Annotated in this window: 15 protein-coding genes; 6 read left to right on the top strand and 9 right to left on the bottom strand. The window is 71.4% G+C overall.

Going from position 1 to position 13,246, the window contains the following annotated elements; translation table 11 throughout:
- Positions 1 to 75 precede the first annotated feature (75 nt).
- Together ACFXDJ_RS20780 and ACFXDJ_RS20775 are read right to left on the bottom strand one after the other, a co-directional pair.
- On the bottom strand, positions 76 to 1,725 hold the full coding sequence (locus ACFXDJ_RS20780) for a thiamine pyrophosphate-binding protein (protein WP_384657771.1): 1,650 nt from the start codon (positions 1,723 to 1,725) through the stop codon (positions 76 to 78).
- 45 nt (positions 1,726 to 1,770) lie between these two features.
- Positions 1,771 to 2,595 carry a type 1 glutamine amidotransferase domain-containing protein gene (locus ACFXDJ_RS20775; protein ID WP_384849871.1) on the bottom strand — a complete coding sequence of 275 codons (825 nt, stop codon included), beginning with the start codon at positions 2,593 to 2,595 and terminating at the stop codon, positions 1,771 to 1,773.
- A gap of 296 nt (positions 2,596 to 2,891) precedes the next feature.
- Here ACFXDJ_RS20775 and ACFXDJ_RS20770 point away from each other — a divergent pair, with 296 nt between their 5' ends.
- The 5 genes from ACFXDJ_RS20770 (at position 2,892) to ACFXDJ_RS20750 (ending at position 6,413) form a co-directional block, all read left to right on the top strand.
- Positions 2,892 to 3,164 carry a UBP-type zinc finger domain-containing protein gene (locus ACFXDJ_RS20770; protein ID WP_384662906.1) on the top strand — a complete coding sequence of 91 codons (273 nt, stop codon included), beginning with the start codon at positions 2,892 to 2,894 and terminating at the stop codon, positions 3,162 to 3,164.
- Positions 3,165 to 3,292: 128 nt separating this feature from the next.
- The gene (locus ACFXDJ_RS20765) at positions 3,293 to 4,936 is read left to right on the top strand and encodes an FAD-dependent oxidoreductase (protein WP_384662913.1); all 1,644 of its coding nucleotides are present in this window, start codon (positions 3,293 to 3,295) and stop codon (positions 4,934 to 4,936) included.
- 70 nt (positions 4,937 to 5,006) lie between these two features.
- Positions 5,007 to 5,504, top strand: a complete 498-nt coding sequence (locus ACFXDJ_RS20760; RefSeq protein WP_384662903.1) for a hypothetical protein — start codon at positions 5,007 to 5,009, stop codon at positions 5,502 to 5,504.
- Positions 5,505 to 5,601: 97 nt separating this feature from the next.
- The gene (locus ACFXDJ_RS20755) at positions 5,602 to 5,937 is read left to right on the top strand and encodes a putative quinol monooxygenase (RefSeq protein WP_384662900.1); all 336 of its coding nucleotides are present in this window, start codon (positions 5,602 to 5,604) and stop codon (positions 5,935 to 5,937) included.
- On the top strand, positions 5,934 to 6,413 hold the full coding sequence (locus tag ACFXDJ_RS20750; protein WP_384662897.1) for a group II truncated hemoglobin: 480 nt from the start codon (positions 5,934 to 5,936) through the stop codon (positions 6,411 to 6,413). Before ACFXDJ_RS20755 ends, ACFXDJ_RS20750 begins: the two co-directional genes overlap by 4 nt.
- Before the next feature lie 103 nt (positions 6,414 to 6,516).
- On the opposite strand, the gene ACFXDJ_RS20745 is transcribed toward ACFXDJ_RS20750, so the two are convergent.
- From ACFXDJ_RS20745 to fmt, 7 genes are all read right to left on the bottom strand, one after another.
- Positions 6,517 to 6,924, bottom strand: coding sequence for a barstar family protein (locus tag ACFXDJ_RS20745; RefSeq protein ID WP_384849867.1), 408 nt, complete (start codon positions 6,922 to 6,924; stop codon positions 6,517 to 6,519).
- Positions 6,921 to 7,412, bottom strand: a complete 492-nt coding sequence (locus ACFXDJ_RS20740) for a ribonuclease domain-containing protein (protein WP_384662894.1) — start codon at positions 7,410 to 7,412, stop codon at positions 6,921 to 6,923. Before ACFXDJ_RS20740 ends, ACFXDJ_RS20745 begins: the two co-directional genes overlap by 4 nt.
- A 49-nt stretch (positions 7,413 to 7,461) precedes the next feature.
- Positions 7,462 to 7,686, bottom strand: coding sequence for a hypothetical protein (locus ACFXDJ_RS20735; protein ID WP_112452447.1), 225 nt, complete (start codon positions 7,684 to 7,686; stop codon positions 7,462 to 7,464).
- A gap of 164 nt (positions 7,687 to 7,850) precedes the next feature.
- Positions 7,851 to 8,864: a sugar-binding transcriptional regulator gene (locus ACFXDJ_RS20730; protein WP_384662911.1), complete on the bottom strand. Its 1,014-nt coding sequence runs from the start codon at positions 8,862 to 8,864 to the stop codon at positions 7,851 to 7,853.
- Positions 8,865 to 8,988: 124 nt separating this feature from the next.
- Positions 8,989 to 9,675: a ribulose-phosphate 3-epimerase gene (gene rpe, locus ACFXDJ_RS20725; RefSeq protein WP_384849864.1), complete on the bottom strand. Its 687-nt coding sequence runs from the start codon at positions 9,673 to 9,675 to the stop codon at positions 8,989 to 8,991.
- 131 nt (positions 9,676 to 9,806) lie between these two features.
- Positions 9,807 to 11,273, bottom strand: coding sequence for an RsmB/NOP family class I SAM-dependent RNA methyltransferase (locus ACFXDJ_RS20720; RefSeq protein ID WP_384663801.1), 1,467 nt, complete (start codon positions 11,271 to 11,273; stop codon positions 9,807 to 9,809).
- A gap of 71 nt (positions 11,274 to 11,344) precedes the next feature.
- Positions 11,345 to 12,289 (bottom strand): methionyl-tRNA formyltransferase, encoded by a 945-nt coding sequence (gene fmt, locus ACFXDJ_RS20715; RefSeq protein WP_384663799.1) that lies wholly within the window; start codon positions 12,287 to 12,289, stop codon positions 11,345 to 11,347.
- 262 nt (positions 12,290 to 12,551) lie between these two features.
- Here fmt and ACFXDJ_RS20710 point away from each other — a divergent pair, with 262 nt between their 5' ends.
- A complete protein-coding gene (locus ACFXDJ_RS20710; protein ID WP_384663797.1) occupies positions 12,552 to 13,076 on the top strand; it encodes a hypothetical protein in 525 nt (174 codons plus the stop codon).
- Positions 13,077 to 13,246: the final 170 nt, after the last annotated feature.

Genomic DNA, 13,246 nt, shown 5'->3' with positions numbered 1-13,246 from the left:
CTCCTGTCCGTGGTGTGGTGTTCGGATCCGTAGGGGCTGTACTGATCTGCTCGGATCAGCTCAGTTCAGAGCTGCTCAGAGCTGTACGTCGACCAGGAACGGTCCGGGGTGGGCGAGCATCCGGCCCACGGCGGCGACCGCCTCGTCCGGCTTCTCCACCCGCATCCCGCCCGCTCCGAGCGAGCGGGCCAGCGCCGCGAAGTCGATCTCGGGGTGCGAGAGGTCGAAGGAGCCCGGGAAGCCGTGCTCGGGGATCTCCCGCTCCCGCCAGTACTGGGCGATGTTGTCGTCCAGCAGCCGGTACTTGCGGTTGTTGCAGACCACGAACTTGGCCTCGATGCCGTGCCGGGCCGCGGTCCACAGCGCCTGGTAGGTGTACATCGACCCGCCGTCACCCGCGAAGCCGACGACGAGCCGGTCCGGGCGGGCGAGCTTGACGCCGACCGCGCCCGGGAAGCCCACCCCGAGCGAGCCGCCCCGGGTGAGGTGGTAGTCGCCCGGCCGCTCCGGCGGCAGGTACTTGGTGACCAGCGGGGAGGTGGTCAGCGCCTCGTCGAAGACGATCAGGTCCCCGCCGGTGCGCTCGGCCAGGGTCCGCAGGAAAACCGCCATCGGCGATCCGTCGGTGTCCCCGTCGGCCGTGAGGCCCGCGCGCGCCCGCTCCCGGGTCCGCGCGTCCAGCCGCCCGGCGGCCGCCGCCCGCTGTCCGGGGGTGAGCAGGTGCTCCAGTACGCCGGCCAGCGCGCGCAGCGCCTGTTTGGGGTCGGCGGCGAGCCCGAGGTCCACCGGGTGGTTCTTGGCGATCTCGTAGGCGTTCAGGTCGATGTGCACGACCTTCGCACCCGCCCGGAAGGGGCTCTCCAGCTCCGGGAACACCTCGGGGAAGACATAGGTGCCGACGATCAACACCCCGTCCGCGTTCCCGATCAGCTCCTTGCTGTGCGGGCCGAACATGTGGCCCGTCTGGCCGCGGCGCAGCGGGTGCGAGGCCGCGATGTTCACCTCGGAGGAGTCGACCTCGTACACGTCCGCGCCCAACAGCTCGGCCACGGCGGCCAGTTCGGCCTGCGCCCCGGAGAGCGCGACCCCGTCCCCGATGAGGACGACCGGCCGCTCGGCGCGGGCGAGCAGCTCGGCCGCCCGCCCCACCGAGGCCGGCGAGGGCGCCACGTCCGTGAGCACCGTCGTGGCGGGCACCACGGGCTCGGAGTTCAGCTCGTCCAGTACGTCCATCGGCAGCGCCACGAACACCGGGCCGCGCGGCGGGGTCAGGGCGATCTTCACCGCCCGGCGGATGGTGCGCAGCACCGAGTGCCGGTCGGTGACCCGGGTCGCGTACTTGGTCACCGGCTTCGCCATGGCCACCAGATCGGAGGCCATCTGCGCGTCCATGGCGTCGTAACGGACCCCGGCGTCGCCCGCGATGACCACGAGCGGGGTGTGGCCGCGCAGAGACTGGTAGAGCATGCCGATCCCGTTGCCCAGCCCCACCCCGGAGTGGAGCTGGAGCAGGGCCGCGCCGCCGGTGGCCCGGGCGTAGCCGTCGGCGATGCCGGCGGCCACGGTCTCCTGGAGGGCGAGGACGTACTGGAAGTCCGCCGCCGCGTCGACCGCGTCGAGGAATCCCTGTTCCACCGTCCCCGGATTTCCGAACATGATGTTCAGGCCGTCTGCCTTGAACTGGTCGATCAGCCTTTCCCGTCCGGGAGTGGCTCCGGAACTCATCGAACTCCCCCTCATATTCCCATGCGTTGCCGGGACGCTTCGGAATTACCAGCCGTACCGGGTGAGACCGTTTTCCAGGGTTTCCACGATCTTCTGCCCCGTCAGATAGGAATCGGGGGTGGAACGGCCGGTCACGAACGGGAAGTCGACGATCACCGACAGCGGGTGGCCGAAATTCCCGTGGTACGCCCCGCGCGGTCCGGTCGCATCGCGCAGGATGTACTCCAGCGGGTACGGCGGCGGCCCCATGTTGAAGTCGGTGCCGAGGAATCCGGTGCCGTCCTTGTAGTCGTACTCCTTGCAGTGGCCGGTCACGTGCTTGCCCCAGATGATGCTGCGGCGGTCGCCCCAGTCGCGGGCGAAGGCCAGGCAGGCGACCCCGTAGCACTCGGCCGCCACGACCTTGCCGGCGTTCTTGAAGGCCAGGATCAGGGCGTGCACGCGCTCGTTGTTGGCGAGGTCGGCGATGGGTCCGCTGCCGCCGACGATGAGGATCGCGTCGTAACCGGCGATGTCGGCCTGGAGCTTGTTCAGATCGCGGTGGTACTGCTCCAGCTTGCGCAGATATCCCTCGTCGCTCGTGTACGGGCGCTCGGGCGCCCACGCTTCGATGTCGAGGGGGGAGTCGAGCCGGCTCGACTGCTCGAACTCCCGGCCCAGCCGGGCGTTCTCCTCGGTGGTGACCGAGCGTCCCAGTGGAGGATCGATGTAGTTCGCGTCGAGGCTCGGCGGAAGCGCGTGGGCGCGCTTTCCGGTCGGCGTGGCGAATACGACTTCATAGCCCTGTTCGTCGAACTTGGATACGGGGCCGATCAGTTCCTCGGCCCAGTAACCGTGTTCGGAGACAATGACCAGAATCTTTCTGCTCACGGATTCCTCCAGGCGCCGCCTGTTGTCGTTGGCGTCCCCCACACTGGCCGCGACCGGGGTTCCCGTCAAAGCGCCGGTGTGCGACTTCGTGAGGTAGTCGCCCAGGTCATGGGGGCACCTCAGGAAGTCTTCCGCCGATGTCATGAAGTACCTTCCGGACTACCTGACTTCGGCCGAATCGCTGAACCCCCGCCGGGGCCCCGCCCTATGGTCTGGACGCGTCGTGAATCACGGGCGCACTGCAATCACGGGCGCGAAGCGCGAGAGCGCGGGAGCGCGAGAGAGGGACGGGGACGATGACCGTGGATCTGCTGTGCACACACATCGATCAGATACGTCCGGTGAAACCCGGCACCGAGGGCTGCGAGGAGTGCCTCGTCTCCGGGGACACCTGGGTGCACCTGCGGATGTGCCTGAGCTGCGGGCACGTCGGGTGCTGCGATTCCTCGAAGAACCGTCACGCCACCCGGCACTACGGGACCACCGGGCACCCCATCGCGGCCTCCCACGAGCCCGGCGAGGACTGGGCCTGGTGCTACGCCGACAAGCTCATGCTGGACGCGGCGTGAGCGCGGCCCCGGAGAACGCCGCCGCTCCCACCACGGCCCCGGCGGGCGCGGCGGGAGCGGCCCCGACCGCGACGGCGCCGGCGGCGGCGGCCGCCGCCGAGCGCGCGGAGAACCGTAAGCCCGTCATCCTGGCCGTGGACGACGACCCGCAGGTCCTGCGCGCCGTCCGCCGGGACCTGCGCAGCGCGTACGGCGACCGCTACCGGGTGCTCGGCGCCTCCTCCGCCGCCGACGCCCTCAAGATCCTGGACTCCCTCGACGAACGCGGCCACGACCCGGCGCTCTTCCTCGTGGACCAGCGGATGCCCGACGTCACCGGCGTCGAGTTCCTCCTCGAAGCCGTCTCCCGCTTCCCGGACGCCCGCCGGGTCCTGCTGACGGCGTACGCGGAGACGGACGCGGCCATCACCGCCATCAACCGGGTCCGCCTGGACTACTACCTGCTCAAACCGTGGGACCCGCCGCACGAGCGGCTCTTCCCCGTCCTGGACGACCTGCTCTCGGACTGGCTGGCCACCTACCGCCCGGCGTACGACGGGATCATCGTCGCGGGCCACCTGGTCTCCCCCGGCACCCACGCCGTCCGGGACTTCTTCACCCGCAACGGCCAGCCGTTCCGCTTCCTCAACGTGGAGCGGGACCCGGAAGCGCTCACCGTGATCGCCGCCGCCCAGGCCGGCGCGGCGCTCCCGCTGGTCCGCTTCCCGGACGGTTCGGTGCTCTCCGCGCCGACCGACACCGAGCTCGCCCAGCGCCTCGGCCTGGCCACCACCGCCTCCCGCCCGCACTACGAGTGCGTCATCGTCGGGGCGGGCCCGGCGGGCCTCGCGGCCGGCGTCTACTCGGCGTCCGAGGGGCTGTCCACCCTGATGCTGGACTCCCGCGCCCCGGGCGGCCAGGCCGGCACCTCCAGCCTGATCGAGAACTACCTCGGCTTCCCCTCCGGCCTCTCCGGCGGCGACCTGACCCGCCGCGCCACCATCCAGGCGGCCCGGTTCGGCGCCGAGATCCTGCACCCGGTGGAGGTGGTCTCGCTGACCCGGGACGACCCGGCGAAGATCCTGACCCTGGCGGACGGTACGGAGATCAGCGCCGAGACGGTGCTCCTGGCGACCGGGGTCTCCTACAACCGCCTGGACGCCCCCGGCGCGGACCGCTTCGAGGGCGCCGGGCTCTACTACGGGGCCGCGACCACCGAGAGCTCGGCGTGCATCTCGCAGCACGTGTTCATCGTGGGCGGCGCCAACTCGGCCGGCCAGGCGGCGGTGCACTTCGCGAAGTACGCGGCCCGGGTGACGATCCTGGTGCGCGCCGGGTCCCTGGACGCGAGCATGTCCCAGTACCTCATCGACGAGATCGGGCGCACCCCGAACATCGAGGTGAAGGTCCGCACCACGGTCGTGCGCCTCGACGGCGAGGACCACCTCGAACGCCTGACCCTGCACCACGCGGACACCGGCGAGGACAAGGAGATCCCGGCGCGCTTCATGTTCACCTTCATCGGCGCCCGCCCGCACACTGACTGGCTGGCCGGGGTGGTCGAGCGCGACGAGTTCGGCTTCGTCCTCACCGGCTCCGACCTCATCTCCAACGGCGGCGAGCTCCCGGCGGAGTGGAGCCTGGAGCGCGCCCCGTACCCGCTCGAAACGAGCGTCCCCGGGGTCTTCTCGGCAGGTGACGTACGGGCCCACTCGGTCAAGCGGGTGGCCTCGGGCGTGGGCGAGGGGGCCATGGCGGTCTCGCTGATCCACCGCTACCGCTCGATGGGCTGAGAGCGAACACCGCCGGAGAGCGCGCCGGAGCCCTTGCGATCAAGACCGCACCGGACGCACCGTTGATTACATGATTACATCCGAGCAGAACGAACAGCTTCGCGCCTGGTTCGCCGAGCGCCTGCCGGTGGACATCTACGAGTCCCTCCTCTCGGTCACGGTGGACCGGGAGGAGATCACCGTCCTCGGCGCCATCCCCGCGGCCGAATCGGTCGCGGCCTTCCGCGAACGCACCCGCGAACAGCGCATCGAAGTGGCCCGGGAGGCGGAGGAGCTCTACCGCCGCAAGGTCGCCTGGGCCGTCCAGTCGGGCGAGGACAAGACGGTCTTCACCCACCTCGCGGTCCCGGTCATGACCCGGCTGCGCCAGTCCGAACGCCAGGTGCTCGACACCCTGGTCGCGGGCGGGGTCGCCCGCAGCCGCGCCGACGCCCTGGCCTGGTGCGTCCGCCTGGTCGGGCGCAACACCGACCCCTGGCTGACGGAGCTCCGCGACTCCCTGGCCCGGGTCCAGCAGGTCCGCGCCGAGGGCCCGGACGTCACCGACTCCCAGAAGTCTGAGTCATAACGCGCGAAGGGCTCCGCATCCGCGCATGATCACGCCACGCTGATCCGGCACTAGACCAGCGGCGATCAACGCCCGACCTCAGGGAGAGGCCAGCAACATGACCACCACCGTCGAGTACATCCGCTACCGGATCGCATTGGACGAACAGCCCGCCTTCGAGAGCGCGTACGTCAAGGCCGCCGAGGCCCTGGCCGCCTCGCCGGAGTGCATCGACTACGAACTGGCCCGCTGCGAGGAGGAGAACGACCGGGAGCACTACATCCTCCGCATCCGCTGGACCTCGGTCGACGCCCACCTCAACGGATTCCGCAAGGGCGAGCACTTCCCGGCCTTCTTCAGCGCGATCCGCCCGTACGTGACGGCCATCGAGGAAATGCAGCACTACCTCGTCACCGGGATCGCCGGGCCCGGAAAGGCCGCCGACCCGTCATGAGCACCACACCCGGCACCACTCCCACCATCTACGAGTGGATGGGCGGGGCGGAGGCGATGAACCGCCTCACGGACGTGTTCTACGCCCACGCCCTGCAAGACGAGATCCTGGCCCCGGTGTTCGCCGGCATGGACTCGGAGCACCCCCAGCACGTCGCGGTCTGGCTGTCGGAGGTCTTCGGCGGCCCGAAGGAGTACACCGCGGCCCACGGCGGCCACCAGCACATGGCCACCAAGCACCTGGGCCGCGGTATCACCGAACGGCAGCGCCGCCGCTGGGTGGACCTGCTGATGGACACGGCCGACGAGGTGGGCCTGCCCACCGACCCGGAGTTCCGCGCGGTGTTCTCGTACTACATCGAGTGGGGCACCCGGATGGCCCTGATCTACTCGGGCCCCAACCCGCCCCCGGTGGACGCGGCCGAAATCCCCGTCTGGTCCTGGGGCCAGACCCCGCCCTGGATCCCGAAGAGCTGACCACCGTGAGCACCGTGAGGCAGGGGCCCGGCCCCTGCCTCACGGTCTCAGTGCTCGGGTTCCAGTGCTCGGGTTCCAGTGCTCGGGTTTCAGCGCTTGGGTTTCAGCGCTTGGGCGGACCCGGCTTCGGCCTGGGTTTCGGCTCGGGCGCCGCGAGCAGCACGGTCAGCGTGGACTCGGTCGAGTCCCGCCAGAAGTCCACGGCCTGCTCCAGGACGTCCTCGAAGGTCGCCCAGTCCCCCGGCCGGGCCGCCGCGTACCCGCCCCACGAGGTCACGGCCAGCAGCCGTCCCGGCGCCTTCGGCAGCCAGGACAGGTCGATCAGGCAGTCCGCCAGCGCGTCCCAGTTCCCGCCGAACCACTCCGGCAGCGCCAGCGCGTCGCCGCACCGCCGCATGAGCTCGGCCTTGCTCCGCACCCCGTCCAGGTCCAGCCTCAGCACCGCCCACCCCGCCTCCTCGGCGGCGGCGACGGCGGGGGCCAGGGGCTGCTGCTGCCGGTCCGGGGTCATCGGAGAACCGCCTTGAAGGTCTCGTAGTGGTCGTCCGTGTAGAAGAACTCCCCGCCCTCACCGGTCACGATCCGCCGGGCCCCGCGATCTCGCTCACCGGGGGTCTTCACGGTGAACTCGTGGTAGTAGCCACGCTTCTTCTGGGGCAGGACCTTCTCGAAGTTCCCGAAGACCGTGCCGTCCTGCCGGTACTGGTACGGCCCGCCCTTGTCGATCAGCGCGAGCACGTCACGGGCCTGCTGCGGCAGCGCGTCAGCCCGTACCGTCGCCATCCCCTTCGCCCATCCGGGCGTGGCGGTCGGCGCGCCGGAGCCACTCGGGACCGCTCCGACACCGGCACTGGGACCGGCACTGCTACGGGTACTCGTACTGGCGGCGGCAGGCGCGGGTTTCTTCCCGCTGCAGCCCACCGCACCGACGAGTGCTGCGCAGAGGAGCACGGCTCCCAGCACACGCAGCAACGATCGGGGCACGTTCCGAAAGATCATGCACCGATCGTGCCAAATATCCGATTCTCCCGCGAATCGCGAGCTGGCTTCAGAGAGCGGCCATCTTGGTGTAGGGACTCAGGATTCGTTTCCGGACCTCGGGTCCGAATTCGACGAGGACAGCGATCCCCTCCTCTACTGCGACGACACGGCCGAGGCCGTGCTCGTCGTGAGTAACCCGGTCGCCGACGCTGAAGTGCCGGAGCGGCGCTTCCACGGGGGCCTTGAACGGGCTGGACGGCAAATGGCGGCGAGGTACTGCTGACTTTGTCATTGCACCCAGTATGCGCCCAGCAGGCCGTCGAACGGTCCGCCGTTCGGATATCGATTACGGCACCATCCGCATCAGCGAACATCGCGAGCCCGCGTTTGACCGCCATTCGTCCGGACAATCGGACCAATACGGCCCTACGTTCGCCGGGGGTCACTCGCCGGGGGTCACTCGTCGGGGTCGGCCCGCTCCAGGGCGGGGCGCAGACCCGGCTGCGATTCCGTCAGCAGGTAGTCCGCCACGGCGGTGTCGGTGACCAGACTGGTCACGAGTCCCGACCGCAGCACCGCCCCGATCGCGGAGGCCTTGCGCAGGCCGCCGGCGATGGCCACGACCTCGGGGATCCGGCGCAGCCGGTCGGCCTCCACGGTGATGCAGCGCTCGCCGAGGTCCCGCCCGACCCGGCGGCCCTCCGAGTCGAACAGGTGGGCCGACATCTCGGCGGCGACGCCCAGCGAGGCGTAGTGCGCCCGCTCCTCGTCGCTCAGCATGTCGTGGACGGTCGAGATCCCCGGCTCCCACGAACCGATCGAGACGGCGGCGACGGTGACCTTGTCGAAGTACTCGAAGGCGCGCGCGATCCCCGTCTGGCCGCGCAGGGCGGCCGCGGTGGCCGGATCCGGCAGCAGCATCGGGGCGTAGATGGGGTGAGCGTCCCCGCCCGACACCTGCGCGGCCCTGCGTACGGCCTCCACGGACCCGCGCTCGGCCGTCCCGGCGTCGTAGACGCCGGTCAGCTGGACGACGGTGCAGGGGGGCAGCCGGTGCAGGGAGGCGGCCATGTGGATGGTCGACCGGCCCCACGCGAGGCCCAGTACGTCGCCCTCGTTGACGAGCTCGCCCAGCAGATCAGCGGCCACGGCGCCCAGGTTCTCCGGGTCCGGGGCGTCCTCGGTGGCGTCCGCCGGGGATTCCACGACCACGGCGTGCCGCAGCCCGTACCGGGCGCGCAGAGCGTCGGAGCGCTCCGCGTCCAGCTCGGCCGGTACCCGGATCTCGATGCGTACGAGGTCGCGCTCCAGAGCGGTCTCCAGGACCCGGGCCACCTTGAAGCGGCTCACGCCGAACTCCTCGGCGATCTGGATCTTGGACTTCCCCTCCAGGTAGAAGCGGCGCGCCATGGCCGCCGCCTGCACCAGCTCCGCGGGTCCCATCCGCAGGGCTGACCGTCCCGCCGACATTGCAGACACCGCGTTCTCCTCACTGCTGTTCACACTCTCGACTCGCCGTTCATCCTGTCAGATCCGACGGCCGTTGATCAGCCTGGACAGCTCCCGTTCACCGAGCTGTTCACCAAGCCTTGTCTCAGTGGTCGCAAGCCCAGGGCGCAGCGGCGATCGCCGCACCCGCCTGCTCACGCAGCGTGCGTACGGCGGCTGCCGGATCGACCGCTCCGTAGACCGCGCTGCCCGCGACGAACACGTCCGCGCCGGCCTCCGCGCACCGCTCGATCGTCGTGGCCGAGACCCCGCCGTCGACCTGGAGCCACATCTCCAGACCGTGCTTGGAGATCAGCTCGCGGGTGCGGCGGATCTTGGGCAGCATGATGTCCAGGAACGGCTGCCCGCCGAAGCCGGGCTCGACCGTCATGATCAGCACCATGTCGAGCTCGGGAAGGATGTCCTCGTACTGCTCGATGGGCGTCGCGGGCTTCAGCGCCATGGACGCCCGCGCCCCCTTGGCCCGGATCTCCCGGGCCAGCCGCACCGGCGCGGCCGCGGCCTCGGCGTGGAAGGTCACGGAACCGGCGCCGGCCTCGATGTACTGCGGGGCCCACCGGTCGGGGTCCGCGATCATCAGGTGCAGGTCCAGCGGGATGTCCGTCGCGCGGCTCAGCGACTCCACGATCGGCATGCCGAGGGTGAGGTTCGGGACGAAGTGGTTGTCCATGACGTCGACATGCAGCCAGTCGGCCCCTTGGACGGCCTTCGCCTCCTCGGCGAGCCTGGCGAAGTCGGCGGACAAGATGCTGGGATTGATCTGAACGGCCATGCCCCAAGCGTGCCATGCCGCAGACGGCTTCCGGCCACTACCCCGGAAGTCGGCGGGAGCACGGGAACCGGCCACCCCCCGCGGCCCCGCCCCGGCCCGCCCCGCCGCTACGCCGTGCGCTGCCTCGCGCCCTATCCAGTGCGCCTGATCAGCGCCAGGTACATCGCGTCCGTCCCGTGCAGGTGCGGCCAGAGCTGGACGTCCGGCCCGTCGCCCAGCGCCGGCACCTCCTGCATGTACGGCCGCGCGTCGATCAGTTCCGCGGACACCGGGGACATGCCCGCACCGCGCCCCTTCAGCACGTCCTCCACGACCACCCGGGTCTCCGCCAGATGCGGCGAGCACGTCGCGTAGCCCACGACCCCGCCCACACGGACCGCCGACAGGGCCTCGCGCAGCAGGCCGCGCTGGAGCGGTGCGAAGCTCTCCAGGTCCTCCGGCCGGCGCCGCCAGCGCGCCTCCGGGCGGCGGCGCAGCGCGCCCAGCCCGGAGCAGGGCACGTCCATCAGGACGCGGTCGAAGGAGCCCGGCAGCCACGGCGGGCGCGTTCCGTCCGCCGTGATGACCTGGTACGGGCCGGGGTTGCCGGCCAGCGCCCGCTCGACGAGCCGGGCCCGGTGGGGCTGCTTCTCCGAGGCCAGCAGGAACGCCCCGCGCTGGGCGGCCAGTGCCGCCAGCAGGGCCGCCTTGCCGCCGGGGCCCGCGCAGCCGTCGAGCCAGCGCTCGTCGCGGCCCTCGACCGGGACGGCCGCCAGGGCCATCGCCACCAGCTGGCTGCCTTCGTCCTGGACCCCGGCGCGGCCCTCGCGCACGGCCTCCAGCGCGCCCGGTTCGCCGCCCTCGGCCATCCGGACCGCGTACGGGGACCAGCGGCCCGGCAGCGCCGAGTCCTCGCCGACGGCCTCCAGCAGCTCCTCCTGGGTGGACCGCCCGGGGCGTGCCACCAGCGTGACCTCGGGCCGATCGTTGTCGGCCTCAAGCAGGTCCTCGATACCGGCCCGCCCGCCGCCCAGCGAGTCCCACAGCGCGGTGACGATCCACCTGGGGTGCGAGTGGTACACCGCCAGGTGCTCTTCGGCGTCGTCCTCGTAGGGCGGGGCCACCTTCTCCAGCCAGCCGTCCAGGTCGTGCGCGGAGATCTTCCGGAGCACCGCGTTCACGAACTTCGCGCGCCCGTCGCCGAGCACCACCCGCGCCAGCTCCACGCTCGCGGACACCGCCGCGTGGGTGGGGATGCGGGTGCCGAGCAGCTGGTGCGCGCCGAGCGAGAGCACGTCCAGGACCGGCGGGTCCACCTCGCGCAGCGGCCGGTCGATGCATGCCTTGATGACCGCGTCGTACGTGCCCTGGCGGCGCAGCGTCCCGTACACCAGCTCGGTGGCCAGCGCCGCGTCCCGCGCCTGGAAGGTCTCGTCCTTGCGGGCCTTCTTCAGCAGCGGCGGCAGCACGAGGTTCGCGTACGCGTCCCGCTCGTCCACCGCCCGCAGCACCTCGAAGGCCAGCATCCGGACGGGGTCCTTCTGGGGCCGGCGGTAGGGCTTGGCGGGCTTGCCGTTGGCCTTGGTGGCGGCCGGTCGGCGAGGAGGCTGTTCGCTCACGTGAAAGGTGCTCCGGGGTTACGTAACGCTTTGAGGATGAAGCGAAAAGACGACTACTGCGATGACACGAATCAGCCTACGTCGGACCCGCCCAGGCGCTCGCCGGGAGCGATCCGCACCCCGCGCGCCCAGTCGGCGGCCTTCATCGGCTTCTTGCCCTGCGGCTGCACCCACAGCAGCTCCACGGCGTGCGAGCCGGTGCCGACGTAGACGTTGTTCTTGGCCGCGCTCAGGTCGCCCGGCTTCAGGTCCGTCCGGTCGGTGACCAGGCCGACCGAGATCAGCTTGAGCCGCTCCCCCCGGAAGACCGTCCACGCGCCCGGCGCCGGGGTGCAGCCGCGCACCAGCCGGTCGGCGCGCATCGCGGGCGCCGTCCAGTCGACCCGTGCGTCCTCGACGGTGATCTTCGGCGCGAGCGAGATCCCGTCGGCGGGCTGCTCCACGGCCCGAAGGGTGCCGTCCTCGATGCCGTCCATGGTGGCCACCAGCAGCCCGGAGCCCGCGAACGCGAGGCGGGTCAGCAGGTCGCCGCTGGTGTCGGTGGGGCGGATCTCCTCGGTGAGGATCCCGAAGACGGGGCCGGTGTCCAGCCCCTCCTCGATCCGGAAGGTGGAGGCGCCGGTGACCTGGTCCCCCGCCATGATCGACTGCTGGACGGGCGCGGCCCCGCGCCAGGCGGGAAGCAGCGAGAAGTGCAGGTTGATCCAGCCGTGCTCGGGGATCTCCAGGGCGTTCTTGGGGATCAGCGCGCCGTACGCGACGACCGGGCAGCAGTCCGGGCCGATCTCGCGCAGCCGGGCCTGGAACTCCGGGTCGCGCGGCCGGGCAGGCTTGAGGACCTCGATGCCGGCCTCCTCGGCGCGCTCGGCGACGGGGCTGGCGACGAGGCGGCGGCCGCGGCCGGCCGGTGCGTCGGGCCGGGTGACGACGGCGGCGACCTCGTGGCGCCCGGAGGCGATCAAGGCGTCCAGGGCGGGCACGGCGACCTCGGGGGTGCCTGCGAAGACGAGCTTCACTGGGGTCTACCTCGCTATCTCGGCTGTCAGCAGCACACCAGTCTATGGTCTGCCCGCCACACCGCCCCACCTGCGCTGCCGCACTCCCGCGAGGGGGCGTACGCACACACGCGCGCTCCTCGCATATGCCGACACGCCCCCATAGCGTGACCTGGCCGCCGGGTGGCGCGTTGGTCAAGAGAGATTGACCGAAACGGGCCGCGAAACAGAACGGTGTCTGCGGCCCGATCCGCTCTTCAGCACCGGTTCGAGAGGCTTCTTCATGGCCGACCACGCCACCCACGACGCCCAAGCACGGGCCAGCCTGCACCTCCTGGTGCGGGACATCGAGCGGGTTCGCCGGCAGGTGGATGCTCTGCGTACGCTCACCGCCCAGCTCGGCAACGTATACCGCCCGCGCCGCTCGGGTCCCTCCACGGGCTTCGTCGTCTACGGCCGGGCTCCCGCGCCCACCGTCCGCCTCGCACAAGAACTGCGGGACAGCGTCGAGACGCTGGTCACCGCCGCGGTGGACTTCGACCGCTCGCTCGGCTTCTCGTGGGACGCGGTCGGCTCGGCGCTCGGCGTCACCAAGCAGGCCGTGCACCGGCGCTACGGTGCCCGGCGGGCGCAGAGCTCCGAGTCCGTCGAGCGCGAGCGGGAGCCTCTGGCCGAGGGTTCGACGACGCGGACCCTGGGCCCGCTGCCCACGATCCCGGCGGCCCGCTCGGTCCCGCCGCAGCCGGCGCGCGAGGAGGCGGGCGCGTCCGCCCGGTCCGGCGCCTTCCCCGGCCCCCGGGGCGGCTGACCTCCCCAGACCCCCCGCCGCCGGGACGCCGACCCCCGACGGCCCCGCCCCCGGCGGAGCGACCCACCCGGTCGCCCCGCCGGGGGCGTCCGTCGTCCCGGGCGGGCCGTAACCGTTCCCTGGGGCTCCGCCCCAGACCCCGCGCCTCAAACGCCGGCGAGGCTGAGATT

Source organism: Streptomyces sp. NPDC059443 (genome assembly GCF_042750105.1).
Taxonomy (GTDB): Bacteria; Actinomycetota; Actinomycetes; order Streptomycetales; family Streptomycetaceae; genus Streptomyces.
This window is presented reverse-complemented; position numbering and strand designations above follow the sequence as displayed.